We start from the raw sequence: 26487 nt of genomic DNA, 5'->3' as shown, positions 1-26487 counted from the left end.
ATGGAGTTCGGGGACGTCGTCCGGAGGCGACGGATGGTGCGGGCCTACGACGGACGACCGGTGCCGCGGGCACTCGTCGACCGGATGCTCGAGCACGCGACCCACGCTCCGAGCGCGGGGTTCAGCCAGGGATGGGCCTTCCTCGTCCTGGACTCCCCCGAGGACGTCACCCGGTTCTGGGAGGCGACGACGCCCCCGGACCGGGCGGCCGCGCCGTCACGGTGGCAGCGCGGCATGCGGACCGCTCCGGTGGTGATCGTGCCGCTGGCGCACAAGGACGCCTACCTCGAGCGCTACGCCGAGCCCGACAAAGGATGGACCGACCGCGACGAGGCACGCTGGGCGGTGCCGTACTGGTACGTGGACACCGCCATGGCGTCGCTGCTCATCCTGCTGACCGCCGTCGACGAGGGCCTCGGCGCGTGCTTCTTCGGGATCCCCCCGACGCGTACGGCCGCGTTCCGCAGCACCTTCGGCGTCCCTGAGGCGTACGACCCGATCGGCGCGGTCACGGTCGGATACCGCGCCGAGGACCACGTGCCGTCCTCGCGCGGACGTGCGCGCCGTGGACTCGACGAGGTCGTCCACCGGGGGTCGTGGGGCCTGCCGTCCGACGATGATCTTGGCATGTGATCAACATCACGAGTAGCCTCACCGCATGCTGCTCGCCGAGGAACTCACGCTGCTCGCTCTCGACCCGGAGACGGGAATGCTCCGGGGACGTGAGGCGTGCGTCGACCACGCCCTCGCCGGTGCCGTCCTCCTCGACCTCGCCGCGGCCGGCCACCTCCGTCTCGACGACGACACGATGCTCGTCCTCGGTGACACGTCACCGAGGTCGCCGCTGCTCGGCGGCGGCCTCTCCTTGCTGACCGGCCAGCTCCCCGTCGGCGTGCGTGATGCGATCCGGCACCTCGCGCCCACGCTGCGGGCCACGGTGCTCGAGAGCATGGCCGAGCGCGGCATGCTGCGGCGCGAGATTCACCGCAGCCTGGTGCTCAAGATCCTCGTCCGGTGGTACACCGCGTCACCCGACACGAGCGACTCCGTCCGCGCCGACCTGGAGACGATCTTCGCGGCTGTCGGCGGCTCGGCACCTGAGCCCGGCACCGACCTCGAGCCACGGGCGGCCGGCCTCCTCACCGTCCTCGACGGGGCCGATCTTCTCGAGCTGGTGAGCCCGTCGCAGCCGGACACGACACAGGTGCGCTCGTGGTGCCAGACACCGCGGCCCGACGAGGGTGACGACCTCCGTTGCGCCGTGCACGCCGCGCTCAGCGAGCTCTCTGCTCCCGGTCCGAGAGCCTCGCGCACGTCCAGGCGGACCGCCTCGGTCTGAGGCGCCGGCGGGTCAGCCCTCGGGTCCCCGTGACCTCGGATACGCGCGGGGCGCACCCAGGTCGCATCCCGGCTGCCTCTCGACGGGGATGGTGTGCGCTCTCGGCCTGGTACGGATCGTCGCCCAGGCCACGATCGCGCCGAGTCCCAGCATCGCCGCACAGATGACCATCGCCTGGTCGAAGCCCGCGTCGAACACTCCCGGGTCCGACAGTGCACCGCCGACGATCCCGACCAGGGGCGGCAGCGCGGCCACCGCGAGCAGCTGCGCCGTACGCGCCACCGCGTTGTTCACCCCCGACGCGATCCCGGCGAGGCGGTCGGGCGCCGCGGCCAGAACCGCCGTGGTCAGCGGCGCCACCAGCACCGTGAGACCGATCCCGAAGACGACGACTCCCGGCGCCACCTCGCTCAGGTACGCCGCGTCCGGACCGATCCGCAGCATCAGCAGCAGCCCAGCCGCCGCGACGACCGGCCCCACGGTCATGGGGATCCGCGGCCCGATGCGGGTCGCCACGGCGCCGGCGTCGGAGGAGAAGAGAAGCATCAGGAACGTGACCGGGAGCGTCGCCGCCCCCGCCGCCAGCGGCGAGTAGCCGGCGACGACCTGCAGCTGCACCACGAGCAGGAAGAAGACCGCGCCCAGCGCGCCGTACACGACGAACGTCACCAGGTTCGCGCCGCTGAACACCCGGTCGCGAAAGAGGCCCAGCGGCACGAGCGGGTCAGGACTGCGACGCTCCTGCACGACGAAGAGCAGCAGGACGACGAGACCGCCGACGGCCAGCCAGTCGCTGGAGGCGATGAGGCCGTAGGTCAGGACGGCCAGTCCGCCCGCGGCCAGCGCCACCCCGAGGAGGTCGAGATGCTTCGGCGCCCGCGGGTCCCGACTCTCGGGCACGTGCCGGGCGCACACCCAGACCACCAGCACCGCGAGCGGCAGGTTGAGCAGGAACACCGCACGCCAGCTCACCGCCTCCACGAGCCATCCCCCGAGGAGGGGGCCCACGGCCGCAGCGACTCCGCCAAGTCCCGACCACGCCCCGATCGCCGCTCCTCTGTCCTCGGGGTCGAACGACGCGGAGATCAGCGCCAGGCTCCCCGGTGTCAGCAGAGCCCCGCCGATGCCCTGGAGGACGCGGGCGGCGATCAGCGTGGAGACGTCCGGAGCGACGCCGCACAGCAGCGAGGCGACCGCGAACCAGAGCACGCCGATCACGAACACCCGCCGCCGGCCGAAGCGGTCACCGAGTGCGCCGCCGAGCAGGATCAGCGACGCGAGGCTCAGCGTGTAGCCGTTGACGACCCACTGCAGACCGCCGATGTCGGCGTCGAGGTCGTCGCCGATCGTGGGGAGGGCGACGTTGACCACGGTGCCGTCGAGCATCGCCATGCTCGACCCGAGCACGGTGGCGAGCAGGAGCCAGCGGCCTGCGGCGCTGCGGAGACGGACGGGCTCGTCCACGTGCGACACCGTACGCACCGATGGGGCCTCATGGGGAAGACTGGCGTCATGACGGTACGCACGCCCGACCCCAACCCCGGCTGGCTCTCCGATCACGCGCTCGACGAGACCCGCGGCCGGGTCCCGATCCTCTACGTCGAGGCGATCCCGGTCCGCATGGATCCTGACGGGCTCGTCGCCGAGATCGGGCTGCTGCTGCGGGGCTCCGCGCACACCGGCGCGATCTCGCGCTCGTTCGTCTCCGGGCGCGTCATGCACGGCGAGCGCGTCCGCGACGCTCTGATGCGCCACCTCGAGAAGGACCTGGGCCCGACCGCCTTCCCGGTGTTGCCGGTCAGCACCGTGCCGTTCGCGGTCACCGAGTACTTCCCCTACCCGGGGGCGTCGCAGTTCTTCGACGCCCGCCAGCACGCCGTCGCGCTCGCGTACGTGGTGCCGGTCTCGGGCGAGTGCCAGCCGCGCCAGGACGCGCTGGAGCTGACGTGGCTCACCCCGGGCGAGGCGTCGACCGACGCGGTCGCGGCCGAGATGGAGGGCGGTCGCGGGGCCCTGCTGCGGCAGGCGCTGGGCTACCTGGGGGTCCTCGGCGGCTGACCGCCTCAGCCCACCGCCTTGAGCCCCACCACCCCGCCGATGATCATCGCGAGGAACAGCAGGCGCACCACGGAGACCGGCTCGACACCGGTCGCCATCGCGTACGCGACGGTGAGCGAGGCGCCGATGCCGACCCACACGGCGTACGCGGTGCCGGTCGGCAGGCTCCGCATGGCGTACGCCAGCCCGACCATGCTGAGGACCACCGCCACGCCGAACACGACCGACGGGACGAGTCGGGTGAGACCGGCCGATCGCCCGAGCGCGGTCGCCCAGACCGCTTCGAGGACGCCGGAGACGACGAGGACCAGCCATGCCATGACGGGCTCCTGACCACGTGGTGTCGACGTCTTCGCATGACCGGGTACGTCGCTTCTCGTCCGGAGCCGGGTGGCTGATCACAGCGTACGAGACGCCTCGAAGTTACCCACCGGTAGTGTTTGGCGTACCTTACCCAGAGAACGCCCTTCGCTGGGGCTAAGGTGCGCTAGTCAGTACTACCGGCAGGAGCAGAGCATGCAGGTCGTCGCGATCGTCGTCTCGCTGGCCATCACCGCCGTCGCCGTCGCGCTCGCCGCCAGGGCGGTCGCCTCGATGGTGCGCGTGGTGAGGATGGGCCGGCAGACGCACAACCGGACCGACAACCCGGGGACGCGCTGGAAGAACATGCTGGTCGAGACCCTCGGCCACACGCGGATGCTCCAGTGGCACTGGATCGGCATCATGCACTGGTTCGTGTTCGCGGGATTCATCCTGCTGTCCACGATGGTCGCCGCGGCCTACTTCCAGATCTTCGACGCCCACGCGGTGCTTCCGATCATCGGGCACTGGGTCGTCTACCAGTGGGTGAGCGACCTCCTGTCGTGGCTGACCCTGATCGGCATCCTGTACCTGATCTTCGTCCGCCAGCGGAACAAGCCCAACAAGCTCGGCCGCAAGTCCCGCTTCTTCGGCTCCACGTTCTGGCAGGCCTACTTCGTCGAGGCTGTCATCCTGTCGGTCGTCGTCTGCGGCTTCCTGCTCCGCGGCCTCGAGTACGCGCTGTTCTCGCACGACGACCCCGCCCAGGCGACGTTCGCCCACTTCCCCGGCACCTTCTGGCTCGGCGATCTCTTCTCCGGGATGTCGGCCGGAGCGCTCGAGACGACCATCTACGCCGTCGCGATGGTGAAGATCGCCATCTCGATGACCTGGTTGATCACGATCTCGCTCAACATCACCATGGGTGTCGCCTGGCACCGCTTCACCGCCTGGGTCAACATCTGGTTCAAGCGCGAGGCCTCCGGCGCTCCCGCCCTCGGTGGGCTGAAGCCGATCTACGTGGACGACACGCCGGTCACGATCGAGACGATGGAGGACCTCGACGAGGACGCGTTCGAGAAGCTCGGCGTCGGCAAGGTCGAGGACTTCTCCTGGAAGGGCATCCTCGACTTCACCACCTGCACCGAGTGCGGCCGCTGCCAGTCGCAGTGCCCCGCCTGGAACACCGACAAGCCGCTCTCGCCCAAGCTGCTCGTGATGGGTCTGCGCGACCACGCGTACGCCAAGGCGCCGTACGTCCTCGCCGGCGAGGACGGTCGCGACGGTCTCTCCGAGGCGGTCACCACGGAGGCGGAGCGTCCGCTGATTGGCGACGAGTCGGTCTACGGCGTCATCGACCCCGACGTCCTCTGGTCCTGCACCAACTGCGGCGCCTGCGTCCAGCAGTGCCCGGTCGACATCGAGCACGTCGACCACATCATGGACATGCGCCGCTACCAGGTGCTCGTGGAGTCCAACTTCCCCACCGAGCTCAACAACATCTTCAAGGGCCTCGAGCGCAAGGGGAACCCCTGGAACATGTCGCCCAAGAACCGGATGGACTGGGCGAAGGACCTCGACTTCGAGGTGAAGCAGGTCGGCGTCGACATCGAGGACCTGGACGAGGTCGACTGGCTGTTCTGGGTCGGCTGCGCCGGGGCGTACGAGGACCGCGCCAAGAAGACCACGCAGGCGGTCGCCGAGCTGCTCGACACCGCGGGCGTCTCGTTCGCCGTCCTGGGTGACGGCGAGACGTGCTCGGGTGATCCTGCCCGCCGCGCCGGCAACGAGATCGTGTTCGCCCAGCTCGCGGCGCAGAACGTCGAGGTCTTCAAGGAGACGAAGGTCAAGAAGGTCGTCTCGACCTGCGCCCACTGCTTCAACACGCTCAAGAACGAGTACAAGGACTTCGGCATCGAGCTCGAGGTCGTGCACCACACGCAGCTGCTCAACCGGCTCGTGCGCGAGGGCCGGCTCACACCGCTCGCACCGGCCGACGAGAAGGTCGCCGGCAAGACGATCACCTACCACGACCCGTGCTTCCTCGGCCGCCACAACAAGGTGTACGAGGCGCCCCGCGAGCTGCTCGACGTGATCCCCAACGCCGAGCTCAAGGAGATGCCGCGCAACTCCGAGCGCTCGTTCTGCTGCGGTGCTGGTGGCGCCCGGATGTGGATGGAGGAGACGCTCGGCGAGCGGATCAACCTCAACCGCACCCAGGAGGCCATCGACACCGGTGCCGACCAGATCGCGGTCGGCTGTCCGTTCTGCCGGGTGATGCTGGCCGACGGCCTGACCGCGAAGCAGGCCGACGGCGCTGCTCGCGAAGAGGTCGAGGTGCTCGACGTGGCGCAGCTCCTCCTCGCCGGTGTCAAGCGCAAGGCGGCCGCCGACCCCGCGACCGAGCCCGGGCCCGACGCGACCGCCGCCGACGCCGGCATGGCGGCGACGGCGACCGCCGTCCTCGAGCGGCCCGAGGGCCCCGGTGAGGACCTCGACGAGCCCGAGGCGGGCACGCCGGAGGAGAACCGCAAGATCGCCGAGGAGTCCGACATCCCCGTCGACGACGAGGGCCACGGCCACTCCAAGCCCTGACGCCCGCCCTCGCGCGATTCGGTGAGGAGATCGGGGGCCGTCGACGGCCGAGTCCCGATTTCCTCACCGAATCGCCGTCTTGGTGGGCGGGGTCACGCGTCGCGGCGGCGGAGCGCGACAGCTGCGAGCGTCATCAGCACGGCGATCTCCGCCGCGAAGATCGCGAAGCTCGGCCAGGCGTCCAGCAGGTTCGGGTTGAACGACACGGGCGTCGCGATCACCGTTCCGGCGCTGCCCGGCATGACCCGTTCGAGGAACAGGCCGATGGCACCGGGGATCAGCGCGACCATGTTGCTCACCACGAAGCACAGCCCGATGGTGATCGTGATGGCCGCCGCGGTGTGGCGCAGCAGGGTCCCGATCGCGATCGAGAGCAGCCCCAGACCCGCCATGAAGAGGCCGCTGCCGTACATCGCCCGCAGAACGTCCCCCTCGAGCGCCATGCCGATGCCCTCGCGGTCGAGGAAGTAGTTGCCGCCGAAGTAGCCGATCAGGGCCGTCAGCGTGCCGACGACGAACAGCAGGCTCGCGACCAGCAGCGACTTCGCTGCGAGCACGCGCCCTCGTCGGGGAACGGCGGCGAACGTCGCCCGGACCATCCCGGTGCCGTACTCGCTGGTGACGGCGAGCACCCCCAGCACGACGGCCGTGATCTGGGCGATCATCATGCCCCAGGTGAGGAAGGCGCCGGGCGACTCGTCGGCCTCCGGGCTCGCGAGCCAGTCGGCATTGCCCCAGCACACGACGACCGTCAGGCCGGCTCCCAGGCCGACCAGAGCGGCGAGGGTCCACCACGTCGCGCGGACCGAGCGCAGCTTGATCCACTCGGCGCTGAGCACGTCGCCGAACCCTTGCCGGTGGACCGCCTGCTCCGACCCGACCGCGACGGTCTGCGTCGCGGTGCTCATGCCGCTGCTCCTGCCGTGACGGCGCCAACCTTCGAGCGGTACTCGACACTGTCGGCGGTCAACCTCATGAAGGCGTCCTCGAGCGAGGACCGCACCAGCGTGAGCTCGTGCAGCGGGAGGCTGTCGTGGTGCAGGAGATCGCCGATCGCCGACGCGTCGAGGCCCTGGACGTGGAGCGCGTCGCCGACGCCCTCCACGTCGAGCCCGCTCCTCGTCAGCAGCTCGGCCACGGCCGTGCGTGCCGGTGACTTGACCCGGACGTACGAGGTGGCGTGCGCGGCGATGAAGTCCTCGGTCGACATGTCGGCGAGGATCTGTCCGCGCCCGATGACGATCAGGTGGTCGGCCATCATCGCCATCTCCGACATGAGGTGGCTGGAGATGAAGACCGTACGGCCTTCGTCGGCGAGCCGGCGCGCGAGTGCGCGGACCCACCTGATGCCCTCGGGGTCGAGCCCGTTGACCGGCTCGTCGAGGATGACGACCGGCGGATCGCCGATCAGCGCAGCGGCGATCCCGAGCCGCTGCCCCATCCCCAGCGAGTAGCGTCCCGCCCGCTGACGAGCCACGGACTCCAGACCGACGAGCTCGAGCACCTCACCGACGCGGGTGGCCGGGATGCCGTTGCTCGCGGCGAGCCAGCGCAGGTGGTCACGCGCTGATCGGCCTGGGTGGAAGGCGTGGGCGTCGAGGAGCGCGCCGACCGAGCGCAGCGGCGCAGGTGACGTCTGGTGCCGATGACCGTTGACCGTCACCGAGCCCGCCGTCGGGGCGTCCAGACCGAGGATCATCCTCATGGTGGTCGACTTCCCCGCACCGTTGGGGCCGAGGAATCCGGTCACGCGACCTGGTCTGACCGTGAAGTCGATGGCGTCGACGGCGACCTTGTCGCCGAACGTCTTGGTGAGTGCCTGGGCGCGGATCATCCGATCGCCCGCCCCGATGTCTGAGCTGTCCATGCGCTCAGAGTCACGGGCAGTGGCGCCTGGGGGCATCGGGGAAACACCCCGGCCGTCCCCTGAGCCGACCCTGGAGACCGCCGTCGTACGGCGTCAGCCGATGACGGGGCGTGACTCCCCCAGCGCGGGGCGTGCGCCGGTACGAGACACCGCGAGAGCGGCCGTCTCCGCCCCCCGGCGCAGCGCCTGCTGCGCGTCGAGGCCGTCCACGCTCGCGGAGAGGAAGCCGGCGGCGAACGCGTCACCCGCGCCGGTGAGGTCCTCGACCTCCGTCTTCTCGGCCCGCTGGCGTACGAGGAAGCCGTCGGGGGTCATCTGGACCGCCCCAGAGGCGCCGAGGGTGGCGACCGCGGTCGGATACCACCGGCCCAGCGCCAGCAGCGCCCTGTCGGGTTCGTCCTCCCCGGTCATGCATCGCAGCTCGTCGGCGTTGGGCAGAATCACGTCGACCCCGGACGTCCAGTCCACGAACTCCTCGACCCCGGCCTCGCGCAGGAACGCCACCGACCCCGGGTCGACCGACACCACAGCGCCGCGGTCGCGTGCACGGGCGACGATCTCCTGCGCGACCGGACGCGTCGCGGGATCGAAGAACGAGTAGCCGGTGAGGTGTACCCACCGGACGTCCTTCCAGGCGGACAGGGGGACGTCCTTGGTCGACAGGGCGCTGTTCGCGCCGCGGTCGACGAACATCGTCCGCTCTCCCGCCTCGTCGAGGGTGATGACGATCGTGGCGGTGTCGTGCTCCCCGTCGGCGGCGATGCGCGCCTGCACGCCGAAGCGCTCGAGCGACTCCGTGTGCCGGCGTGCGCCGTCCCTGCCGGCACGTCCGACGAACATCACATCGGCACCGAGCGACCCCAGCCACGCCGCGACGTTCGCCGCGGAACCGCCATCGCGCCTGCGGATCACCGCGGGGGTGTCGCTCGCTGGGGTGACAGTCGAGAGGGGCCGGACGATGAGGTCGTCGACCACGTCACCGACCACGAGGATGCGTGCCATGCGTCGAACGCTACCGCCCGGATAATCGGGTGCGCCGGACCTGCCCCTCGCCCTAGTGTCGGAGCCAGTTGCCAACGAACGAGCCGCGGAGGGAGGCAGAGATGGACGACTGCACGCACGACATCATGACGCGTCAGCGCGAGGCCCACGTACGCCGCACGCTGGAGCGCCGCCGGCCCGGGACGATCCACCAGGCCTCCTGGCGGGCCCGGGCAGCCGGCGCGGTGCGCCGGCTCGCCGACTCGGTCGACTCCCGCCCAGCGGGGACGACCGCGCCCACTCGTCCGATGTGACCCTCGGTCGCCCCGGATCGACGTGACGCCGAGCGCCGCAGACGCGGCGCCGCCACGACGGTGAATCCTCCCCGTCTACCGCACGAACCACACATCATCGACGTCCCGTACGGGCACGTCGACGACGCCTGCACAGGCATAGGGGCAATGACATGAACGAGTACACCCATCTCCTGCTCACGAACATGCGTGAACGAGAGCTCACCCGCCGACTCGAGCAGCGAGAGCACCTCGGTACGACCTACCGCCCCTCGCTGCGCAACCGGACGGCCAGGACGCTGCACAGGGTCGCTGACCGCCTCGACGGCCAGTCGTGACCGACGACCGTCAGAGCCGACACCACCGAGACCGGTGGCACCGAGACCGGTGTCACCGGTCTCGTGCGCTCCAGGCAGTGGCGATCTCGGCGCCGACCGTGATGTTGTTGGCCGCGATGTCGAGGTTGACCTCGAGGCTCGAGCCGTGGGTCAGCTCGACGATCCGGGCGAGCAGGTAGGGGCTGACGTCCTTGCCGGTGATCGCATCGCGCTCGGCCTCGGCGAGCGCCTGCCGCAGCGCCTCGTCGTGGACCCGCGGGTCCAGCTGCTTGCCGGACGGCAGGGGGTTGGCCACCAGCACCGCGCTCTCACGACCGAGGGCGTCGTTGGCGGCCATCACCGCAGCGACCGTCGCGGCGTCGGGGACCGCCCAGTCCAGAGTCTCCCCCGACTCCGTCAGCCAGAAGCTCGGGAACTGGTCCGTCCCGTAGCCCAGCACCGTGACGCCGAGAGTCTCGAGGCGCTCCAGGGTCGCCGGGATGTCGAGGATCGACTTCACGCCGGCCGACACCACCGTGATGCGTGTGCCGGCGAGCGTGGTGAGGTCGGCCGACTCGTCGAACGTGGCGCTCGCCCCTCGGTGCACCCCACCCAGGCCGCCGGTGGAGAACACGCGGATCCCCGCCCGGGCCGCGAGGAAGGCCGTGGCCGCGACCGTCGTGGCACCGGAGGTCCGGGTCGCCATCGCGACCGGAAGGTCGCGTACGGACACCTTCACCACGGAGTCGTCGAGGGCGATCCGCTCGAGCGCGGCGTCGTCGAGCCCCACGTGCGGTTCCCCGTCGAGCACGGCGATCGTCGCGGGGACGACGTCGCGCTTGCGCAGGATCTCCTCGAAGTCACGGGCCGCCTGCAGGTTGCGGGGTCGTGGCAGGCCGTGGGAGATGATCGTCGACTCGAGCGCGACGACAGGTCGGCCGGCCTCGCAGGCAGCGGCGACGTCGGGGTGGATCCTCATCCGAGCGGTCTCTCCTCAGATCGTGGCGCGATAGAAGTTGGCGAAGGAACGCGAGGGCGTGGGACCGCGTTGGCCCTGGTAGCGCGACCCGTACTTCTCGGAGCCGTACGGGTGCTCGGCCGGCGACGAGAGCCGGAAGAAGCAGAGCTGGCCGATCTTCATGCCGGGGTAGAGCTTGATCGGGAGCGTCGCCACGTTGGCGAGCTCGAGCGTGACGTGCCCGTCGAACCCGGGGTCGACGAACCCTGCCGTGGCGTGGGTCAGGAGGCCGAGACGCCCGAGCGACGACTTGCCCTCGACCCGGGCGGCGACGTCGACAGGGAGGGCGACCCGCTCGTACGTCGACCCTAGGACGAACTCGCCGGGGTGCAGGATGAACGGTCCACCGTCGGCCGCCGTGACCTCTTTGGTGAGATCGGACTGGTCCTCTGCGGGGTCGATGTGCGGATAGCGATGGTTCTCGAAGACCCGGAAGAACTTGTCCAGGCGGACGTCGATGCTGGACGGCTGCATCATCTCCTCGTCGTAGGGATCGAGGACGATCCGTCCTTCGTCGAGCTCGGCTCGGATGTCGCGGTCGGAGAGCAGCACAGACCGACGGTAGCGCAGGTCTGTGGACGGAGGCCTTGGCTGACCCCCGGTGGATGTGCTTCACTTCCGAGGTCCCCCCTGCTCTCCACGGAAGGTGAACTTGTGGCTACCCCCGGCCGCAGGAAGGCTCACCGCGCCCCCCGCAAGCGCAAGACGAGCCCGACGTCGTCCAGGATCCGTCCTTCCGTGACGGTCACGCCCGAGACCCCGCACGAGCGCCTGGAGGCTCTGCCTCTGCGCTCCGCCCGTCGCCGACCCGCCGCGCTGGCCGGTCTTCTGCTCGCAGGAGTGGCGACCGTGGCCGCTTCTGCCCCGCAGGCGATCAGCACGACCGCTGCCAACGTCGAGGGCGCGTCGACCAGCGGCATCGTGATCCGGTCCGCACCTAGCCTCGAGCAGCACATCGCCGAGCGTCGTGAGATCGCCGTCACGCGCTCGAGCGGACGTGCGGCCCTCACCGCCCCCGGCAAGCAGGTGGTCGCCGGCGTCGCCGAGGCCACCGCAGAGCCGGAGGAGGAGGACGCGGCCGAGACCGAGGGCGCAGACTCCGAAAGCCCCGATGCCAGCACGCCGAGCGGATCGGTCTCGGGCAAGCCGTGCGCCAGCGGCTCCTCGGTCGAGAGCGGTCTCTCCTCGAACGCGATCGCCGTCCACCGGGCGGTGTGCGCCGAGTTCCCCAGCGTCTCCTCGTACGGCGGGGTCCGCGCGGGAGACGGCGGCGAGCACGGCACCGGACGCGCGCTCGACATCATGGTGAGCGGCTCGACCGGTGACGCGATCGCCGCCTTCGTGCGCGCGAACGCCTCCAAGCTCGGCGTCTCAGAGGTCCTCTGGGCGCAGAAGATCTGGACTACCCAGCGTGCCTCCGAGGGCTGGCGCCCGATGGAGGACCGCGGCTCGTCGACAGCGAACCACTACGACCACGTCCACGTGACGGTGAGCTGAGCGGCACCTATATAGTGGTCGGCGTCGCCTCGGCGACGACGCCCGCGGGCGTAGTTCAATGGCAGAACATCAGCTTCCCAAGCTGATAGTGCGGGTTCGATTCCCGTCGCCCGCTCCCTTCACGAAGGCCCTGGCCGAGACGACAACAGTCCCGGCCAGGGCCTTCGCTGCGAGTTAGCTCGACCAACCGAGGCCGTCGACGAACTCCTCCACCGCGGTCACGACGCGACCCAGGACAGCGACCGAGTCGGTCAGCGGGCCGGGGACGTACATGCCGTGATCTGCGCCCTCGACCTCGAGCACCCGCGCCGAGAGGCGGCGCGCGGCGTCGCCGTCCCACAGTGCGTCCGCCGTGCCGCCCACGAGCAGGAACGGCGCGGTTGCGCGGCTCAGGGCGTCGACCACCCACGGGAGGGTGAGTAGCGGCGTGATCCACACGGCGGACAACGATCTTTCCGCGGCGATCGCCGCGGCATTCGTGCCCAGGGACTTGCCGATCAGCAGCGGTCGGCCGCCCACGTGGTCGATGAGAGGAACGATCTCGCCGCAGACCCAGTGCTCGATCCCCGGCTGATCGAGAGCCGAGGGCTGTCGGGACCACGAGTGCCGGTGCACGGTCGCGCCCCGCCGCTCTGCGACGTCACCGGCATGCATCAGCAGCGGCGCGCCCGGTCCGAATCGAGCGCCGGGGATCACGACGACGTCGGTCATGCGGAGACCGTACCGACCGCCGGGCCACTTCGGGGCCATCGTCGTTCGTCGAGCAAGACGTGGTGCCCACCGCGCGATCAGTTCATTCGTCGCTGGCAGCGATTCGCCAGGTTCTCGCCCGCGCCGCCTGGCTCGCGCGGCGAGTTGCTGCCACGAACGGGATTTTTCGGCTGCTGCCCCTGTCGCTGTCTGGTCGGCTCGCCTAGGTTGAAGCGGGTCCGACACGACTCAACGAGGAGGTCCGAGGTGCGAAGAGCACTCACCGGAGCCCTGGGAGCAGCGGTCGCCGCCACCCTGGTGACCACTGCGACACCCGCGGCGGCAATCGACGACGTCAACACGACGCAGCTCCGCAAGGCAGTCACCGTCAACGGCATCCTGAAGCACGCGCGTGCACTGCAGGTCATCGCCAACCAGAACGAGGGGACGCGCGCCTCCGGGCTCCCCGGCTACGAGGCATCCGTCGACTACGTCACCAAGCAGCTCCGCCGATCGGGCTACTCGGTCAAGAAGCAGGCCTTCACGTTCTCGTTCTTCCGGTCGCTCTCCGAGCCGACCCTCTCGCAGGTGTCGCCGACGGCCACCGACTACGAGACCGACATCTACAGCTACTCCGGCGGCGGTGAGGTGACCGGCGTCGTCGTGCCCGCGAACGACAACGTCATCCCCGCGACCGAGGAGCCGAGCAGCACCGCCGGATGCACCCCGGGCAGCTTCGATCCCGCGCCGGCCGAGGACGCGATCGCGCTCGTCCAACGCGGCGGCTGCGACTTCGCCGTCAAGGTCGACAACGCCGCGGCGGCGGGCTACGACGCCGTGATCATCTTCAACGAGGGCAACCCGGGCCGTACCGAGCTGTCCATCGGGACCCTCGGCGATCCCAAGGACATCCCGGTCGTCGGGCTGTCCTACGCCGACGCCGTGGCACTGCTCGAGCAGGCCGCCGCAGGCCCCGTGACGCTCTCGGTCTCGACCGAGGTGGAGACCGATCCCAACCGCACCACGTGGAACGTGATCGCGGACCTCTCGCCGAAGGACCTCAAGAAGGTCAAGAACAAGGACCAGGTCGTCGTCGTGGGCGCTCACCTCGACTCCGTCCCCGAGGGCCCCGGCATCAACGACAACGGCAGCGGCTCGGCCGGCACGCTCGCGATCGCACAGGCGATGTCGGACCTCAAGCTGACCAAGAAGCTGTCCCGCCCGGTGCGCTTCGCGTTCTGGGGTGCTGAGGAGTCCGGTCTGCTCGGAGCCGAGCACTACGTCGCGTCGCTGAGCGATCAGCAGCGCTCGAAGATCTACGCGAACCTCAACTTCGACATGATCGGGTCGCCGAACTACGTCCGCTTCGTCTACGACGGCGACGGCTCCTCCGGCGGTCCGGTCGGTCCGCCCGGATCCGACGTCATCGAGACGATCTTCACGGACTACTTCGAGAGCCAGGGTCTGGCGAGCGAGCCGACCGACTTCGACGGACGCTCCGACTACGGGCCGTTCATCGCGGCCGGCATCCCGGCGGGCGGTCTCTTCTCGGGCGCCGAGGGTGTGAAGACGCCGGAGGAGGCAGCCGTCTACGGCGGTACGGCCGGCGAGTGGTACGACCCGTGCTACCACCAGGCCTGCGACGACATCACCAACCTCAGCGTGAAGGCGCTCAACGAGCTCGGCGACGCCGCTGCGCACGCGACCTTGACGTTGACGAAGTCGAAGTCCGGTCTCTTCCCCGACGGCAGCCGCAAGGCGAACGCTGCGGCGTCGGCGAAGGCCCAGGCCCTGTCCGCGCCGGCCCCGGCACGGCATCAGGGTCACGCGGCGACGCGCTGAGCCGACCGACCGGTTCACCATCTGACCGATGCCCCTCCGCTCCCTCGGGCGGAGGGGCATCGGTGTCCTCAGTCGTTCGGCACGCGCTGGACCGCGAGGAGCGCCTCGCCGAGAGCCCTCACACCATCCTCGCCGACGACGTCACCGAGGAGACCCAGGAACGCGCCTTCGAGCGCGCTCTGCGCATCGCGCCAGCGGCCGGAGTCGCTGGGCCGCTGGCGCAGTCTCGCCTCGGCGATCTCGTCGTCGTTCCACCCGAGCGTGGACATGCGCTCGGCGCCTGCGCCCGGATCGACGAGCATCGCGCGCGGGACGGAGAGCCCGACCAGGCCGAGGGCGGCGAAGTACTGACCCCCACGGATCTCCCGCACCGCCATCGCCGCTTGCGCCAACCGTGCCGGGACGTCGTTCGGGCGCTCGGCCCGCTGCCAGCCCTGAGCCAGCAGCATCGGCGCCAGGTCGGCCTCGTCGAGCACCTGCTCGAGCAGGACCGTGGCGCGCGCTGCCGCCTTGTCGTCCACGAGGTTCTCGCGGCCCCACCGGTGACACACGTCGAGGTAGGCGTCCACCGCGGCCTGTGGCGCCGTCTCGGCACTGCGCTCCCAGACGCTGTCGACCACACGCCGGGAGAAGATCCCCAGGACGTCGAAGGCCGCGTCCGTCGAGACGTCGCCGAGGACGCCGACGCGCCCGCGGAAGTAGAGGGCTGAGGCCGGCATGCCGGCCTCCTTGGAGGTCGACCGGATCATGGTCGACGTCATGAAGGTGCTGCCGACTGTGTTGAGCGCGTCGCGCCAGGGGTTCGCGGGGGGCATGGGTGCACGGTAGCCGCCCCCAGAGGCCCCGCGCAGGGCGCCGTCGCTAGACTCGGCGGGACTTCTCCCTGAGGAGGTCCCCCTTGCTCGTCCTGCGAATCCTCGCGGCCAACGCCGCTGTCGTCGCGGTGTGGATCGCGGCGCTCTCGGCGCTCGGCTTCCGGGCGATCCCGATGGAGGTGGCCCTTCTCGCGATGGGACTCATCACCTCGTCCCTCCTCGTGACGCGCGCGGTGATGGCGCGCGAGCGCCGCCGCGTCCCGGTCCCCGGGCTGATCGAGGAGCCCGCGCGCCTCGAGCCGTGAGCGGGCCCGCTCGGCCCGTCGTCTCAACGACTCAGTGCGGCTGCCACGCGTCTTCGTCCGTGGTCATCGCCTCCACCGCGTCCGGGAGGACCCCGTCGGCGAGGTGCTGGATCGTCACCGACTCGAAGACCTCACGGAGACTCGCCCGGGCCGCGATCCACACGTGCTGCAGCACCTCTGCCGACCCGGTGTAGGCCACGGACTCGGGCCGTAGTCCGTACACGCTCACGAGAGGGCCGTCGACCGCACGGATGACGTCGGCGACGGTGATCTCGGTGGCGGCCCGGGCAAGGCGCCAGCCACCGGACTGGCCGCGCTGGCTGACGACGATCCCCGAACGGCGGAGGTCGGCGAGGATCGCCTGGAGGAAGCCGTGGGGGATCTCCTGCTTGCGCCCGATCTCCTCGGCAGAGACCGGGGAGGCATCGTCGCGGCTGGTGATCTCGATCAGGCCCCGGAGGGCGTAGTCGGACTTGGTGGAGACCCGCATGGCTGAAGTCTCCCAGATCCCTCGACGTACCCCGGTTCGGCGCCCCGGGGTTGCATCGGTTACCCGCGAGTAGGACACTTGTTATTACTCGCGAGTAATCCGCTGCGTGCGAGGCAGCACGAAAGACTAAGGACCTGTCGCCGTGAGCCACTACAAGAGCAACCTTCGCGACATCGAGTTCAACCTCTTCGAGGTCTTCGGCCGCGACGAAGTCTTGGGGAAGGGCCTGTTCGAGGACCTCGACGTCGACACCGCCAAGAGCATCTTGAGCGAGATCGACCGGATGGCGCGCGAGGACCTCGCCGTGTCCTTCGCCGAGGCCGACCGCAACCCCCCGGTCTACGATCCCGAGGCCTGCACCGTCACGATGCCGGCCGGCTTCGCCAAGAGCTACAAGACGTGGATGGACTCGGAGTGGTACCGCCTCCAGCTCCCGGTCGAGCTCGGCGGTCAGCCTGCTCCCGCGTCGCTCGTGTGGTCCACCGCGGAGCTGGTGCTCGGTGCCAACCCCCCGGTCTGGATGTACTCGGCCGGCCCGAACTTCGGCTCCATCCTGCACCGCAACGGCACCGACCGTGACAAGAAGATCGCGCAGCACATGGTCGACCGCAAGTGGGGCGCCACGATGGTCCTCACCGAGCCCGACGCCGGATCCGACGTCGGCGCCGGCCGCACGAAGGCGTACCTCCAGGAGGACGGCACCTGGAACATCGAGGGTGTCAAGCGCTTCATCACCTCCGCCGAGCACGACATGAGCGAGAACATCATCCACCTGGTGCTCGCGCGCCCGGTCGGCATCGAGGGCGTCGGCGGCCCCGGCACCAAGGGGCTGTCGCTCTTCATCGTCCCCAAGTACGGCTTCGACCTCGACACCGGTGAGCTCGACGGCACCCGCAACGGCGCCTACGTCACCAACGTCGAGAAGAAGATGGGCATCAAGGTCTCGACGACCTGCGAGGTCACCTTCGGCGATCCGTCGGTCGGCAACGGCGCTCCGGCCAAGGGCTGGCTGCTCGGTGAGGTGCACAACGGCATCGCCCAGATGTTCCAGGTCATCGAGAACGCCCGCATGCTGGTCGGCACCAAGGCCATCGCGACGCTCTCGACCGGCTACCTCAACGCCCTCGAGTACGCCAAGGAGCGCATCCAGGGTGCCGACATGCTCGACCCGGCCAAGGACGCGCCGCGGGTGACGATCACCCACCACCCGGACGTGCGTCGCTCGCTGATGACTCAGAAGTCGTACTCCGAGGCGCTGCGCTCGCTGGTCATCTACACCGCGACCTGGCAGGACCGCGTGATGATGTCCGAGGCGGCCGGCGAGGAGGACACGCTCGCCGAGCGCGTCAACGACCTGCTGCTGCCGATCGTCAAGGGCTACGGCTCCGAGCGCTCGTGGGTCCTGCTCGGGACGGAGTCGCTCCAGACCTTCGGCGGCTCGGGCTTCCTTCAGGACTACCCGGTCGAGCAGTACGTCCGTGACGCCAAGATCGACACCCTGTACGAGGGCACCACCGCGATCCAGGGGCAGGACCTCTTCTTCCGCAAGATCGTCAAGGACCAGGGCCAGGCGATCGCCCACATGGCGCAGGAGATCCAGTCGTTCATCGGCTCGGAGGCGGGCAACGGCCGCCTCAAGGTTGAGCGCGAGCTCCTCGCCAAGGGTCTCGAGGACGCCCAGGGCATCCTCGGTGCGGTCTTCGGTCAGATGATGTCGGCCAACCCGGCCGACGGTGGCGATCCGAAGAACGTCTACAAGGTGGGGCTCAACAGCACCCGCCTGCTCATGGCGCTCGGTGACGTGGTCTGCGCGTGGCTGCTGCTGCGCGGCGCCGAAGTCGCCCTCGCGAAGCTCGAGGGCGCCGTCTCGCCAGCGGACAAGCACTTCTACGAGGGCAAGATCGCCGCGGCGCAGTTCTTCGCGCGCCAGGTCCTCCCGAAGCTCGCCGCCGAAAAGGCCATCGCCGAGGCGATCGACCTCGACGTGATGGAGCTCGACGAGGCTGCGTTCTGACGACCTGACGCACATCTCGACAGAAGGACCCGACTGTCCGCCGGAGACGGCGGGACGTCGGGTCCTTCTGTCGGGTCCTCGTCTCAGGACGACGGACCTGAGCAGGTGCGCGAGCTGATCACGTCCTTGGGTCGGACCAGCTCGCACAGATCCGAGCTGCGGTCGTCCGTACGAGTGGTGCCCGGGCTCTTGCTGATCCCGCCACCGTTCTCCTGGTCTCCCGGCGCGTCCAGCAGGTTGCCGTCGTCGTCGAGCACCTGCGTCTCGAGGGTCAACGCGCGCACCCCGACGAGATCACGCTTCGCAATCCGCGCCTGGAGGAAGACGTAGCCGTCGACAGCCCGAGCCACGTGCCACGGACCGGCCTGCCCGTCGACGACGAAGCGCCGGCGCATGGACGCCACCCGCTCGTCGACCTGGTAGGTGTCCCCGGCGTACCCGAGGGCGTAGCCGCCCGGACCGTCGACCGGGACCGCAGGATGCGTCGTGTCGTTGGCGTTCCTGGTCGACTTGCTCCCCGGCCCACGCATCAGCGCGGAATCCATCCCGACGGTGGTGCCCCGGTAGCGCAGCGGGATCTCGCACCCGATGCGCTGCCCCGTCGCGGAGTCCTCGGCGACGACGACCGCCGTCCGGCCGAGGCCGGTCATTCCACGTTGAACGTGGGCGGACAGCACCTCCTCCGGCTCGAACACCGAGCGTCTGCTCCCCATCCCCTTCGCGCAGTCGGTGGCGAGAGCGGCTGCCTCCTCGCGCGGGAGGTCACGCAGCCACAGCTCGACATCAGGCTGGGCGGGCTCCGGTCGCGCCGTCGGCGACGCCGCGACCTCGGACTCCGGGACGGCGGGCGGCGAGGTCGCAGGGTCGTCGCCGGCGAAGGCCAGGCTCAGGCCGATGACCGCCGCCGCCGCCACGGACGCCACGGCCGGGCCCGCCCAGCCACGTGTGATCGGGCGGCGGCCCCGGGATGCCGTCGCGACGATCTGCGCGGCGCGCTCGTCCTTGTCGGTGAGCACTCGCTCGGTCGGAAGCTCGATCCTCATGACCGCTCCTCACGTTGCAGGATGACTGACTGCTCGCCGAGGCGCGCACGGGCGCGAGCGAGCCGGGACTTCACCGTGCCGACAGGCAGCCCGAGCGCCTCGGCGGCCTCCTGCATCGAGCAGCCCGACCACCACACCAGCTCCACGACGACCCGCTGGCCGGCGGGCAGTCGACCCACGACGGCGCGGATCTCACGCATCCGTCGTTCGCTGTCGACGTCGGCCGCTACCCCGTCGGCGTGGTCGTGGTCGATCTCGTTCAACGGCACCTTGCGCCTCAGCGCCGCCAGCCGCCGACGCCCACGCAAGGCGTTGGCGCACTCCTGCGACGCCATCGCGAGCAGGACGCCGCGAGCGGACTCGCCCCTGAGCTCGTCGACCCGTCCGTCAGCGGCCCGCCGCCACAGGGCGACGAACGTGGCCTGCGCGACGTCCTCGGCGGTCGCCCAGCACGCCACCCGGCGGAACGCGAAGTTGTAGACCGCATCGCCGTACCGGGTGAACAGCTCGGCGAAGGCGTGCTCGCTCCCCGACCGCAGCTGCGCCCACACCTCGTGATCGGCGTGCGGGTCGATGCGGTCCTCCACCTGGCTGCTCACACCCTGGAGAGTCCACCACCGACGATCGGGTTCCCTCGACGCCCCGCGATCAGATCGTTGAGCCATCCGTAGTCGACCGCGCCCGCGGTCGCGCCGTAGGTGCCGCTCGACGCCATCTCCTCGACCGCGCGCTGGACCACGGCGTAGGCGGCCTGCGCCACGCTCGACCCCAGACTCACCCGTGCCACCCCGAGACGGCCGAGGTCGTCGATGCTGAGTGCTCCGGGTCCGACCATGACGTTGACGGGGACGGGGAGCGCGGCCGTGAGGGCACCGATGCACTCAGCGGTGGAGGCACCGGGGACGAAGATGCCGTCCGCACCGGCCTCGATGTAGCGGTCGGCGCGCGCGAGCGCCTCGGCGAGCTGCTCGTCGGGGGAGCCGACCGCTGCGAGGAAGACGTCCGTACGAGCGTTGATGAACATCGGCACGCCGGCGGCGTCGGCAGCGCGTCTCGCCGCGACGATCCTCGCGACGAGCTCCTCCGGACCGCGGTCGCCGTCCTCGATGTTGATGCCCACGGCCCCCGCGTCCAGGATCACAGCCACGGTCTCGCCGACGCCGTCGGCCGACGCCGCGTAGCCGCCCTCGACGTCGACGGTGACGGGCACGTCGACCGCGGCAGCGATCGCGGACACGACGGCCGTACCCCTTGCACGGTCCAGCTGGTCGCCGTCCGGCCTCCCCAAGGCCCAGGCGACTCCCGCGCTGGTCGTCGCGACCGCCGGCGCACCGGCCTCCTCGGCGACGACCGCGCTCGCCACGTCCCAGACGTTGGTCAGGGCCAGCGGCCGCGTCCCTTCATGGAGTGAGCGGAAGCGGGCGGCCTTGTCGTTGCTCGTCGCGTTCATCGCCCTAGTACACCGGGATCACAGCACTCCGGGCTGGCGGATATCGGACGTCACCAGCGAGTCGCGGCCACCGTCCCCAAGGCCAGGCGGCCGAGCTCCCGTGCGTGCACCTCGACACTGTCGACGAGGGGAACTGGGACGTCGTGGGGCTGGATCAGCAGACCGATCTCGGTGCAGGCGAGCACGACCGCATCCGCACCCTGGTCAGCCAACCGCTGGATGGTGTCGATGTACGCCGACCGGGAGGCGACCTGCACGATCCCCTTGGTCAGCTCGTCGAAGATGATGGTGTCGGACATCTCGCGGTCAGCCTCGTCGGGGATGACAGAGTCGATCCCGTGCCGAGCCAGCCGCCCGGCGTAGAAGTCCTCCTCCATCACCCACCGGGTGCCCAGGATGCCGAGCGTCCGCCACCCGTTGCGGGCCGCCTCCGCCGCGACGGCGTCCGCGATGTGAGCGAGCGGGACGTCGATGCCGGCTTCGACCTCGGGGGCGACCTTGTGCATCAGGTTCGTGCAGATCGCCACCGTGGTCGCTCCGCTGCGGACGCAGCGCTGCCCTGCCTCGGTCAGCAGAGCCGCGGCCGAAGCCCAGTCACCGCGGATCTGGCACTGGCGGATCTCCTCGAAGTCGAGCGACTCGAGCGTGATCCGCGCGGAGGCGTGACCGCCTCTCGCGGCGGCCACGATCTCGTTGATGATCCGGTAGTAGGTCGCGGTCGAGTGCCAGCTCATGCCGCCGATCAGTCCTAAGGTCTCCATGCCTCCATGCTGTTCCGACCCTGACGTCCCCGGAAGCCCACACTTGCCGAGGGCATCTCTTAGCGCCTCTAATGGGTCGAGATGGACCCACGACGTGTGCTCATGTTCCGTGTCGTCGCTCGTACGGGCTCGCTCAGTGCCGCGGCCCGCGAGCTCGGCACCACGCAGTCGGCCGTCAGCCAGCAGCTGAGACAGCTGGAGCGCGAGGCCGGCGGCCCGCTCCTGCTGCGGACCGCGCGGGGGACACAGCTCACCGAGGCCGGCGCCTCCCTGCTGGGGCACGCCGACGTCATGCACGGGGCCCTGCACCTCGCCGGCGAGGAGCTCGGTGCGCTGGCGCAGAGGCACAGCGGGGTCGTACGCCTCGCGTCCTTCCCCTCGGGTGTCGCGACCCTCGTGCCACCGGCCGTACGCTCGCTGCGCGCCGACCACCCCGGTGTGGGGGTCTCCCTGGTCGAGACCGAGCCGCCCGAGGCGTGGGCGTCGGTGCTTGCCGGCGAGACCGACGTAGCCCTGGTCTTCGGCTACGACGGCCCGCCGGACGACGACGGCTCGCTCAGCTGGGCGCCGCTCGGAGTGGAGCCGATCCACCTCGTGATCCCGCCCGGGACCGCGCCCACCGAGCTCGACACCCCGTGGCTCGCCGAGCAGGACTGGGTCGCCGGCTGCGCTCGATGCCGTCAGCACCTCGTGGCCTGCTGTCACGGCGCAGGCTTCGAACCGCGACTGCTCCACGAGAGCGACGACTACGTCGCGGTCCAGAACCTGGTGGCGCACGGGTTCGGAGTGACCGTCCTGCCGCAGCTCGCCCTCTCGGCGTTCCGACACCCCGATGTCGAGGTACGGCGGTCCACACTGTTCGGCGAGCGGCACGTCGGGATGGTCCACCGCAGAGGCGCGGAGGCCGTCCCCGTCATCCGCGCGTTGATGGAGCGCCTGCAGGTCTGCGCCCGAGGGCTGCTCGGGGCGAGCGCGGCCGGGTCATGATGCCGTCCCTCCTGCCCCGTCATGACGGCGAGGTGCTGGTGGTCGGAGGCCCGACGCTGGTGATGGACCTGGGCGGGTTGCGCATCGTCAGCGACCCCACCTTCGACGACCCGGGACCGCACGGCTACCTCACGAAGACCTCGGGCCCGGTCGTGACCGAGGGCCAGCTGGCCGACGTCGACATGGTGTTGGTGAGCCACGACGACCACGCCGACAACCTCGACGACCGTGGCCGTGCCTTTGCGATGGCGGCTCCGCTGCTGCTCACCACGACCGGTGGCGCAGAACGCCTCGGCTCTCCAGCGCAAGGCCTCGCCGCCTGGGAGACACGGAGGTTCCCCCGGCCCTACGACGGTGAGCTGACTGTCACCGCCGTACCGGCCGTGCACGGCCCCGAGGACGGCGAGCGGGACGCGGAGGGCAACGTCAACTGCCAGGTCGTCGGATTCGTCCTCGCCGGAGCCGGTCTGCCGACCGTCTACGTCAGCGGTGACAACGCGTCGGTCCGGACCGTCGCCGAGATCGCCCGGCGCGTCCCCGGCATCGACGCGGCGGTCCTCCACGCCGGCGCGGCCCGCGTCCCGGGAAAGTTCCGGGGGCGCCCGGTCAGTCTCGACAGCGTCCGCACGGCTGCGGCAGCTGCGATCCTGTCCGACCCGGTCACCATCCCCGTCCACTACGACGGGTGGGCGCACTTCACCGAGGGTCGCGACGCCATCGTCTCCGCGTTCGACGACGCCGGCCTCGCTGCCGTCGTGCGCATCGCCGACCACGGCACCTGGATCCCGCTGACGCCCTAGCGCCTCCGGCCCGGAGAGGGCACCGATACGCTCGCGCCATGGTCCAGCCAGTCACCTCGCGCGAGCCACGACGCCCGCGGCGGCTCTCTCGAGGCTGGTACGCCGTCGGCGCGGTGATCGCCCTCGTCGGGGTCGCCGGCGCACTCGTCCTCGGTCTCGGCGCCGTGGGCGTCGCCCGCGACGCAGCCGTGACGGCGCTGCCCGACGACAGCTCCGTCACCGTGACCAAGAACCGGCTCGCGGTGTGGGTGCGAGCCGACGTCCCCGCGGAAGCCACGGGTGCCGACCTCGGTGTCGCGTGCGACCTGATCCCCCAAGGCGGGCCCGTCATCGAGGTTCCCGCGCTGCGCAACCAGTCCGCGGCGGTCGGTGGGTGGCACCTCGTGGCGCTGTCGGCACGAGACTCGACGACCGGCTGGGTCGGCACGGAGGCCACGCTGTCGTGCGACGCGACCGACCCACGGCTGGCGACGGCCACGTGGGGCACGGGCAAGCAGCCGCAGGTGCTCGGCGTCGTCGCGCTGTCCCTCGGTGCGCTCGCGTTCGGCGTCGGCGGCGTCGTCGTCGGGACGCTCGCGGCGCTCCTGGTGTGGCTCGCGCGGAGGCGGACGCTGCGGCCCTGAGCCGCGACCGGTCCGCTAGGCCGTACCGCCGAGCGGGAGCACGATCCGAGCCTCGCCGTCTGGTGTGACCCGGACCGGGACCCCCCAGTCCTGCTGATGGATGTAGCAGGCGGCGCCGACTCCGCCGTCGTCGTCGCAGGACGCCGCCATGGCGGCCACGTGGAGGACTCCGTCACCGACCGCGGGATCGAGGACCAACCGACGGTCGAGTCCGGTCTCCCGGCCCTCGCCCTCGCGGAGGAGTGCCGGCGGCGTCGACGTGACGACCAGCCGCGTCGCGGGGCCGTACCGCTCGTCGAGGTGCTGCCCCGGTGGCGGCGTGAACGCGACCACCAGCTCGACCTCGCCGCCGCGGACGTCGGTGGTCGGGCGGCCGGTCGTGTGGCTGGCGCCGCTGGCGGCCGCGGAGGACCCGACCGCCACTCGGGTGAGCCGGTGCCCCGTCGACTCGACGACGAGCACGGTGTCACCGTCCACGAGCAGGCCGGACGGCTCGGCGAGGCCGGTGGCCAGGGTGCTCACCTCGTCGGTCGCCGGGTCGTAGCGGCGCACGGCGCCGTTGTAGGTGTCCGCGATCGCCACCGAGCCGTCGGGGAGGACCGCAAGACCGAGCGGGTGCTGGAGGAGCGCCTCGTCGGCCGGGCCGTCGACGAACCCGAAGTCGAAGAGGCCTTGCCCCACGACCGTCTCCACGACGAGCTCACCGTCGCGCTCGACGATGCGGCGAAGCGCGCTCGCCTCCGGGTCGGCCAGCCACAGCACCTCCCCGTCGGGGGCGAGGCGCGACGGCTGGGCGAACCACGCGTCGATCAGCGGCCCGTCGACCAGTCCTTCGTTGGTGGTGCCGGCGACCACCTCGACGGTTCCGGTGGCCGGGTCGAAGGTCCAGAGCTGATGGATCCCGGCCATCGCGACCCAGACCCGGCCGCGCCACCAGGCCACGTCCCACGGTGACGACAGCGACGTGGTCCCGTCGCCCTGCATCCACTGCCGACCGTCACCCGCGAGCGGCTCCGCCGCACCGTCGTCGAGCCGGAGTCCGACGAGCTGGTGCGCCACCGTGTCGGCGACGACCACGTCGTACGCGACGGTGTCCCGTACGCCCTCGGGGAGGAGCACGAGTCCGTTCGGCTCGCGGAACCCCTCGTGGCGGCCGACGACGGTCGCGGCGTCCGCCGCGAGCTCGACGACGCTCCCGCTGCCGGCGTCCGCGACGAGGACGTTGCCGGACGGGAGCCGGATCGCGGTCGCGGGAAAGCGGAGGTCGCCCGGCTCGGGATCGGGAGCGACGTACGGCGACCGGCCTCGCGTGAGCGAGCCTCGCTCCTCGTACTCGGGGACGAGCGTCGCGAGCAGCGCGTCGATGGCGTGCACGTGGCCCTCCCCGGCGTACTGGGCGACGACGTAGCCCTCCGGGTCGACCACGACCAGGGTCGGCCAGGCGCGCACGGCGTACGCCTGCCACGTCGTCAGGTCGGGGTCGTCGAGGACCGGGTGGGTGACGCCGTTGCGCTGGACCGCCGCGGCGAGCGCGTCGGCGGTCGCCTCGTGGGCGAACTTGGGCGAGTGCACGCTCACGACCACCAGCGCGTCGGCGTACTTCTCCTCCAGCGGGCGCATCTCGTCCAGGACGTGCAGGCAGTTGATGCAGCCTGAGGTCCAAAAATCGAGGACGACGAACCGTCCGCGCAGGTCGGCGAGCCCGAGGTCCGCGCCCCCCGTGTTCAGCCAGCCGCGACCCACCAGCTCGGGCGCCCTGACACGGACGCGACGCTTCTCGTTCACGCTCCGAGAGTAGGCACGGCGACCCCAGCGCGGAGGGGCCCGCCAGAATCAGGACAGGAAATGTCCGCAATCGACCTTAACGTCGGGTCATGACGACATCACCCATTCCTCCCGACTACGGCACGCTGACCCCCTACGTCTCCGTGCGAGGTGCTTCAGAGTTCGTCGACTTCATGGTGGCCGCCTTCGGGGCGGTCGAACGCGGGCGGTTCGCGCTCCCCGACGGACGGCTCGGGCACGCCGAGGTGCTCATCGGCGACCGTGTCGTCATGGCGTTCGACGCAGCACCGGAGTGGCCAGACTGCATCGCCCTGCTCAGCCTCTACGTCGAGGACGTGGACGCGACGTTCGTCTCGGCGCTGAATGCCGGAGCTCAGGAGGTGACTCCACTGGCCGACGACGCCTTCGGCAACCGAGGGGGCCGCATCCGCGACCCCTTCGGCAACGTCTGGTGGCTCGCGTCGCACGTCGAGGACGTCACACCGGACGAGATGGCGGCACGCCTCGCTGAGCCCGCGTACCAGCAGCAGATGACGACGGCGATGGAGACGTTCGACGCCGAGATGCGGTCGCGTCGCTCGAGACGCGGGTGATTTCTCGAAGGTCGGGTCCAGCAC

General features: G+C 70.6%; 29 protein-coding genes, 1 tRNA gene and 1 riboswitch. Of the genes, 15 read left to right on the top strand and 15 right to left on the bottom strand.

The genetic code is table 11. From position 1 onward, the window contains the following. Together KV097_RS00325 and KV097_RS00320 are read left to right on the top strand one after the other, a co-directional pair. Complete coding sequence (locus KV097_RS00325) at window positions 1-633, top strand: nitroreductase family protein (protein WP_220364775.1); 633 nt, start codon at window positions 1-3, stop codon at window positions 631-633. Between the two features lie 25 nt (window positions 634-658). Then, on the top strand, window positions 659-1339 hold the full coding sequence (locus KV097_RS00320; protein ID WP_220342351.1) for a GPP34 family phosphoprotein: 681 nt from the start codon (window positions 659-661) through the stop codon (window positions 1337-1339). A 12-nt stretch (window positions 1340-1351) separates the two neighbouring features. Here KV097_RS00320 and KV097_RS00315 read toward each other — a convergent pair whose 3' ends face one another. Continuing rightward, window positions 1352-2803, bottom strand: coding sequence for an MFS transporter (locus KV097_RS00315; protein ID WP_308289281.1), 1452 nt, complete (start codon window positions 2801-2803; stop codon window positions 1352-1354). Window positions 2804-2851: 48 nt separating this feature from the next. Between KV097_RS00315 and KV097_RS00310 the strand changes: the two genes are divergently transcribed. Beyond that, window positions 2852-3397, top strand: coding sequence for an NUDIX hydrolase family protein (locus KV097_RS00310; protein ID WP_220342352.1), 546 nt, complete (start codon window positions 2852-2854; stop codon window positions 3395-3397). Between the two features lie 5 nt (window positions 3398-3402). On the opposite strand, the gene KV097_RS00305 is transcribed toward KV097_RS00310, so the two are convergent. Further along, window positions 3403-3717, bottom strand: coding sequence for a multidrug efflux SMR transporter (locus KV097_RS00305; RefSeq protein WP_220342353.1), 315 nt, complete (start codon window positions 3715-3717; stop codon window positions 3403-3405). A 19-nt stretch (window positions 3718-3736) separates the two neighbouring features. Continuing rightward, window positions 3737-3797: riboswitch (guanidine-III (ykkC-III) riboswitch) on the bottom strand. 116 nt (window positions 3798-3913) lie between these two features. Between KV097_RS00305 and KV097_RS00300 the strand changes: the two genes are divergently transcribed. Then, window positions 3914-6292 (top strand): (Fe-S)-binding protein, encoded by a 2379-nt coding sequence (locus KV097_RS00300; RefSeq protein WP_220364774.1) that lies wholly within the window; start codon window positions 3914-3916, stop codon window positions 6290-6292. 92 nt (window positions 6293-6384) lie between these two features. Here KV097_RS00300 and KV097_RS00295 read toward each other — a convergent pair whose 3' ends face one another. The 3 genes from KV097_RS00295 to KV097_RS00285 form a co-directional block, all read right to left on the bottom strand. Next, window positions 6385-7200: an ABC transporter permease subunit gene (locus KV097_RS00295; protein WP_220364773.1), complete on the bottom strand. Its 816-nt coding sequence runs from the start codon at window positions 7198-7200 to the stop codon at window positions 6385-6387. Next, window positions 7197-8159: an ABC transporter ATP-binding protein gene (locus KV097_RS00290; RefSeq protein ID WP_308289280.1), complete on the bottom strand. Its 963-nt coding sequence runs from the start codon at window positions 8157-8159 to the stop codon at window positions 7197-7199. The genes KV097_RS00295 and KV097_RS00290 overlap by 4 nt, the downstream gene beginning before the upstream one ends. A 93-nt stretch (window positions 8160-8252) precedes the next feature. Continuing rightward, complete coding sequence (locus tag KV097_RS00285) at window positions 8253-9161, bottom strand: carbohydrate kinase family protein (protein ID WP_220342356.1); 909 nt, start codon at window positions 9159-9161, stop codon at window positions 8253-8255. 101 nt (window positions 9162-9262) lie between these two features. Here KV097_RS00285 and KV097_RS00280 point away from each other — a divergent pair, with 101 nt between their 5' ends. Further along, the gene (locus KV097_RS00280; RefSeq protein ID WP_220345518.1) at window positions 9263-9454 is read left to right on the top strand and encodes a hypothetical protein; all 192 of its coding nucleotides are present in this window, start codon (window positions 9263-9265) and stop codon (window positions 9452-9454) included. A gap of 152 nt (window positions 9455-9606) precedes the next feature. After that, entirely contained in the window at window positions 9607-9771 is a 165-nt protein-coding gene (locus tag KV097_RS00275; RefSeq protein WP_220342358.1) for a hypothetical protein, read from the top strand. Between the two features lie 52 nt (window positions 9772-9823). Here KV097_RS00275 and KV097_RS00270 read toward each other — a convergent pair whose 3' ends face one another. After that, on the bottom strand, window positions 9824-10729 hold the full coding sequence (locus tag KV097_RS00270) for a pseudouridine-5'-phosphate glycosidase (RefSeq protein WP_220364772.1): 906 nt from the start codon (window positions 10727-10729) through the stop codon (window positions 9824-9826). A 15-nt stretch (window positions 10730-10744) separates the two neighbouring features. Further along, window positions 10745-11320 carry a dCTP deaminase gene (gene dcd / locus KV097_RS00265; RefSeq protein ID WP_220342360.1) on the bottom strand — a complete coding sequence of 192 codons (576 nt, stop codon included), beginning with the start codon at window positions 11318-11320 and terminating at the stop codon, window positions 10745-10747. 186 nt (window positions 11321-11506) lie between these two features. On the opposite strand from dcd, the gene KV097_RS00260 reads away from it, so the two are divergent. Continuing rightward, window positions 11507-12265, top strand: coding sequence for a hypothetical protein (locus tag KV097_RS00260; protein ID WP_220364771.1), 759 nt, complete (start codon window positions 11507-11509; stop codon window positions 12263-12265). Between the two features lie 44 nt (window positions 12266-12309). Further along, window positions 12310-12380, top strand: a tRNA-Gly gene (locus KV097_RS00255). A 59-nt stretch (window positions 12381-12439) separates the two neighbouring features. Here the strand turns inward: KV097_RS00255 and KV097_RS00250 are convergent. Continuing rightward, window positions 12440-12976: an alpha/beta hydrolase gene (locus tag KV097_RS00250; protein ID WP_220364770.1), complete on the bottom strand. Its 537-nt coding sequence runs from the start codon at window positions 12974-12976 to the stop codon at window positions 12440-12442. A gap of 246 nt (window positions 12977-13222) precedes the next feature. On the opposite strand from KV097_RS00250, the gene KV097_RS00245 reads away from it, so the two are divergent. After that, window positions 13223-14797 (top strand): M20/M25/M40 family metallo-hydrolase, encoded by a 1575-nt coding sequence (locus KV097_RS00245; RefSeq protein WP_220364769.1) that lies wholly within the window; start codon window positions 13223-13225, stop codon window positions 14795-14797. A gap of 68 nt (window positions 14798-14865) precedes the next feature. On the opposite strand, the gene KV097_RS00240 is transcribed toward KV097_RS00245, so the two are convergent. Beyond that, window positions 14866-15612 carry a hypothetical protein gene (locus KV097_RS00240; protein WP_220364768.1) on the bottom strand — a complete coding sequence of 249 codons (747 nt, stop codon included), beginning with the start codon at window positions 15610-15612 and terminating at the stop codon, window positions 14866-14868. 83 nt (window positions 15613-15695) lie between these two features. Here KV097_RS00240 and KV097_RS00235 point away from each other — a divergent pair, with 83 nt between their 5' ends. Beyond that, entirely contained in the window at window positions 15696-15917 is a 222-nt protein-coding gene (locus tag KV097_RS00235) for a hypothetical protein (RefSeq protein ID WP_220364767.1), read from the top strand. 31 nt (window positions 15918-15948) lie between these two features. Here the strand turns inward: KV097_RS00235 and KV097_RS00230 are convergent, their stop codons facing one another. Beyond that, on the bottom strand, window positions 15949-16407 hold the full coding sequence (locus tag KV097_RS00230) for an Rrf2 family transcriptional regulator (RefSeq protein ID WP_220342366.1): 459 nt from the start codon (window positions 16405-16407) through the stop codon (window positions 15949-15951). Window positions 16408-16549: 142 nt separating this feature from the next. Here KV097_RS00230 and KV097_RS00225 point away from each other — a divergent pair, with 142 nt between their 5' ends. Next, window positions 16550-18421: an acyl-CoA dehydrogenase gene (locus tag KV097_RS00225; RefSeq protein WP_220342367.1), complete on the top strand. Its 1872-nt coding sequence runs from the start codon at window positions 16550-16552 to the stop codon at window positions 18419-18421. An 83-nt stretch (window positions 18422-18504) separates the two neighbouring features. Here the strand turns inward: KV097_RS00225 and KV097_RS00220 are convergent, their stop codons facing one another. Genes KV097_RS00220 through KV097_RS00205 form a run of 4 tightly spaced genes read right to left on the bottom strand, consistent with a single transcriptional unit; the run spans window position 18505 to window position 21675 of the window. Further along, entirely contained in the window at window positions 18505-19464 is a 960-nt protein-coding gene (locus KV097_RS00220) for a hypothetical protein (RefSeq protein WP_220364766.1), read from the bottom strand. Then, a complete protein-coding gene (locus tag KV097_RS00215; protein ID WP_308289279.1) occupies window positions 19461-20063 on the bottom strand; it encodes a sigma-70 family RNA polymerase sigma factor in 603 nt (200 codons plus the stop codon). Before KV097_RS00215 ends, KV097_RS00220 begins: the two co-directional genes overlap by 4 nt. Continuing rightward, complete coding sequence (locus tag KV097_RS00210; RefSeq protein ID WP_220345522.1) at window positions 20060-20914, bottom strand: isocitrate lyase/phosphoenolpyruvate mutase family protein; 855 nt, start codon at window positions 20912-20914, stop codon at window positions 20060-20062. The genes KV097_RS00215 and KV097_RS00210 overlap by 4 nt, the downstream gene beginning before the upstream one ends. A 50-nt stretch (window positions 20915-20964) precedes the next feature. Next, window positions 20965-21675: an aspartate/glutamate racemase family protein gene (locus KV097_RS00205; protein ID WP_220364764.1), complete on the bottom strand. Its 711-nt coding sequence runs from the start codon at window positions 21673-21675 to the stop codon at window positions 20965-20967. Window positions 21676-21756: 81 nt separating this feature from the next. Here KV097_RS00205 and KV097_RS00200 point away from each other — a divergent pair, with 81 nt between their 5' ends. From KV097_RS00200 to KV097_RS00190, 3 genes are read left to right on the top strand one after another with little or no spacing between them, the layout of a single operon-like run. Continuing rightward, on the top strand, window positions 21757-22662 hold the full coding sequence (locus KV097_RS00200) for a LysR family transcriptional regulator (RefSeq protein ID WP_220364763.1): 906 nt from the start codon (window positions 21757-21759) through the stop codon (window positions 22660-22662). Next, window positions 22659-23462 (top strand): MBL fold metallo-hydrolase, encoded by an 804-nt coding sequence (locus tag KV097_RS00195; protein ID WP_255558994.1) that lies wholly within the window; start codon window positions 22659-22661, stop codon window positions 23460-23462. Before KV097_RS00200 ends, KV097_RS00195 begins: the two co-directional genes overlap by 4 nt. Before the next feature lie 38 nt (window positions 23463-23500). Then, window positions 23501-24085, top strand: coding sequence for a hypothetical protein (locus tag KV097_RS00190; protein ID WP_220345525.1), 585 nt, complete (start codon window positions 23501-23503; stop codon window positions 24083-24085). Between the two features lie 15 nt (window positions 24086-24100). On the opposite strand, the gene KV097_RS00185 is transcribed toward KV097_RS00190, so the two are convergent. Next, window positions 24101-25870 (bottom strand): thioredoxin-like domain-containing protein, encoded by a 1770-nt coding sequence (locus KV097_RS00185; RefSeq protein WP_220345526.1) that lies wholly within the window; start codon window positions 25868-25870, stop codon window positions 24101-24103. An 89-nt stretch (window positions 25871-25959) separates the two neighbouring features. Between KV097_RS00185 and KV097_RS00180 the strand changes: the two genes are divergently transcribed. Continuing rightward, on the top strand, window positions 25960-26463 hold the full coding sequence (locus tag KV097_RS00180; protein ID WP_220342375.1) for a VOC family protein: 504 nt from the start codon (window positions 25960-25962) through the stop codon (window positions 26461-26463). Window positions 26464-26487: the final 24 nt, after the last annotated feature.

The organism is Mumia sp. zg.B17, from assembly GCF_019550915.1.
In the GTDB taxonomy this organism is placed as follows: Bacteria; Actinomycetota; Actinomycetes; order Propionibacteriales; family Nocardioidaceae; genus Mumia.
This window is presented reverse-complemented; position numbering and strand designations above follow the sequence as displayed.

Coding starts and splice junctions, on each gene's coding strand:
- KV097_RS00300 (WP_220364774.1), top strand. CDS start 3,914: ATGCAGGTCGTCGCGATCGTCGTCTCGCTGGCCATCACCGCCGTCGCC.
- KV097_RS00320 (WP_220342351.1), top strand. CDS start 659: ATGCTGCTCGCCGAGGAACTCACGCTGCTCGCTCTCGACCCGGAGACG.
- KV097_RS00325 (WP_220364775.1), top strand. CDS start 1: ATGGAGTTCGGGGACGTCGTCCGGAGGCGACGGATGGTGCGGGCCTAC.
- KV097_RS00295 (WP_220364773.1), bottom strand. CDS start 7,200: ATGAGCACCGCGACGCAGACCGTCGCGGTCGGGTCGGAGCAGGCGGTC.
- KV097_RS00190 (WP_220345525.1), top strand. CDS start 23,501: ATGGTCCAGCCAGTCACCTCGCGCGAGCCACGACGCCCGCGGCGGCTC.
- KV097_RS00240 (WP_220364768.1), bottom strand. CDS start 15,612: ATGCCCCCCGCGAACCCCTGGCGCGACGCGCTCAACACAGTCGGCAGC.
- KV097_RS00250 (WP_220364770.1), bottom strand. CDS start 12,976: ATGACCGACGTCGTCGTGATCCCCGGCGCTCGATTCGGACCGGGCGCG.
- KV097_RS00280 (WP_220345518.1), top strand. CDS start 9,263: ATGGACGACTGCACGCACGACATCATGACGCGTCAGCGCGAGGCCCAC.
- KV097_RS00310 (WP_220342352.1), top strand. CDS start 2,852: ATGACGGTACGCACGCCCGACCCCAACCCCGGCTGGCTCTCCGATCAC.
- KV097_RS00220 (WP_220364766.1), bottom strand. CDS start 19,464: ATGAGGATCGAGCTTCCGACCGAGCGAGTGCTCACCGACAAGGACGAG.
- KV097_RS00270 (WP_220364772.1), bottom strand. CDS start 10,729: ATGAGGATCCACCCCGACGTCGCCGCTGCCTGCGAGGCCGGCCGACCT.
- KV097_RS00195 (WP_255558994.1), top strand. CDS start 22,659: ATGATGCCGTCCCTCCTGCCCCGTCATGACGGCGAGGTGCTGGTGGTC.
- KV097_RS00200 (WP_220364763.1), top strand. CDS start 21,757: ATGGACCCACGACGTGTGCTCATGTTCCGTGTCGTCGCTCGTACGGGC.
- KV097_RS00290 (WP_308289280.1), bottom strand. CDS start 8,159: ATGGACAGCTCAGACATCGGGGCGGGCGATCGGATGATCCGCGCCCAG.
- KV097_RS00275 (WP_220342358.1), top strand. CDS start 9,607: ATGAACGAGTACACCCATCTCCTGCTCACGAACATGCGTGAACGAGAG.
- KV097_RS00305 (WP_220342353.1), bottom strand. CDS start 3,717: ATGGCATGGCTGGTCCTCGTCGTCTCCGGCGTCCTCGAAGCGGTCTGG.
- KV097_RS00230 (WP_220342366.1), bottom strand. CDS start 16,407: ATGCGGGTCTCCACCAAGTCCGACTACGCCCTCCGGGGCCTGATCGAG.
- KV097_RS00205 (WP_220364764.1), bottom strand. CDS start 21,675: ATGGAGACCTTAGGACTGATCGGCGGCATGAGCTGGCACTCGACCGCG.
- KV097_RS00210 (WP_220345522.1), bottom strand. CDS start 20,914: ATGAACGCGACGAGCAACGACAAGGCCGCCCGCTTCCGCTCACTCCAT.
- KV097_RS00285 (WP_220342356.1), bottom strand. CDS start 9,161: ATGGCACGCATCCTCGTGGTCGGTGACGTGGTCGACGACCTCATCGTC.
- KV097_RS00180 (WP_220342375.1), top strand. CDS start 25,960: ATGACGACATCACCCATTCCTCCCGACTACGGCACGCTGACCCCCTAC.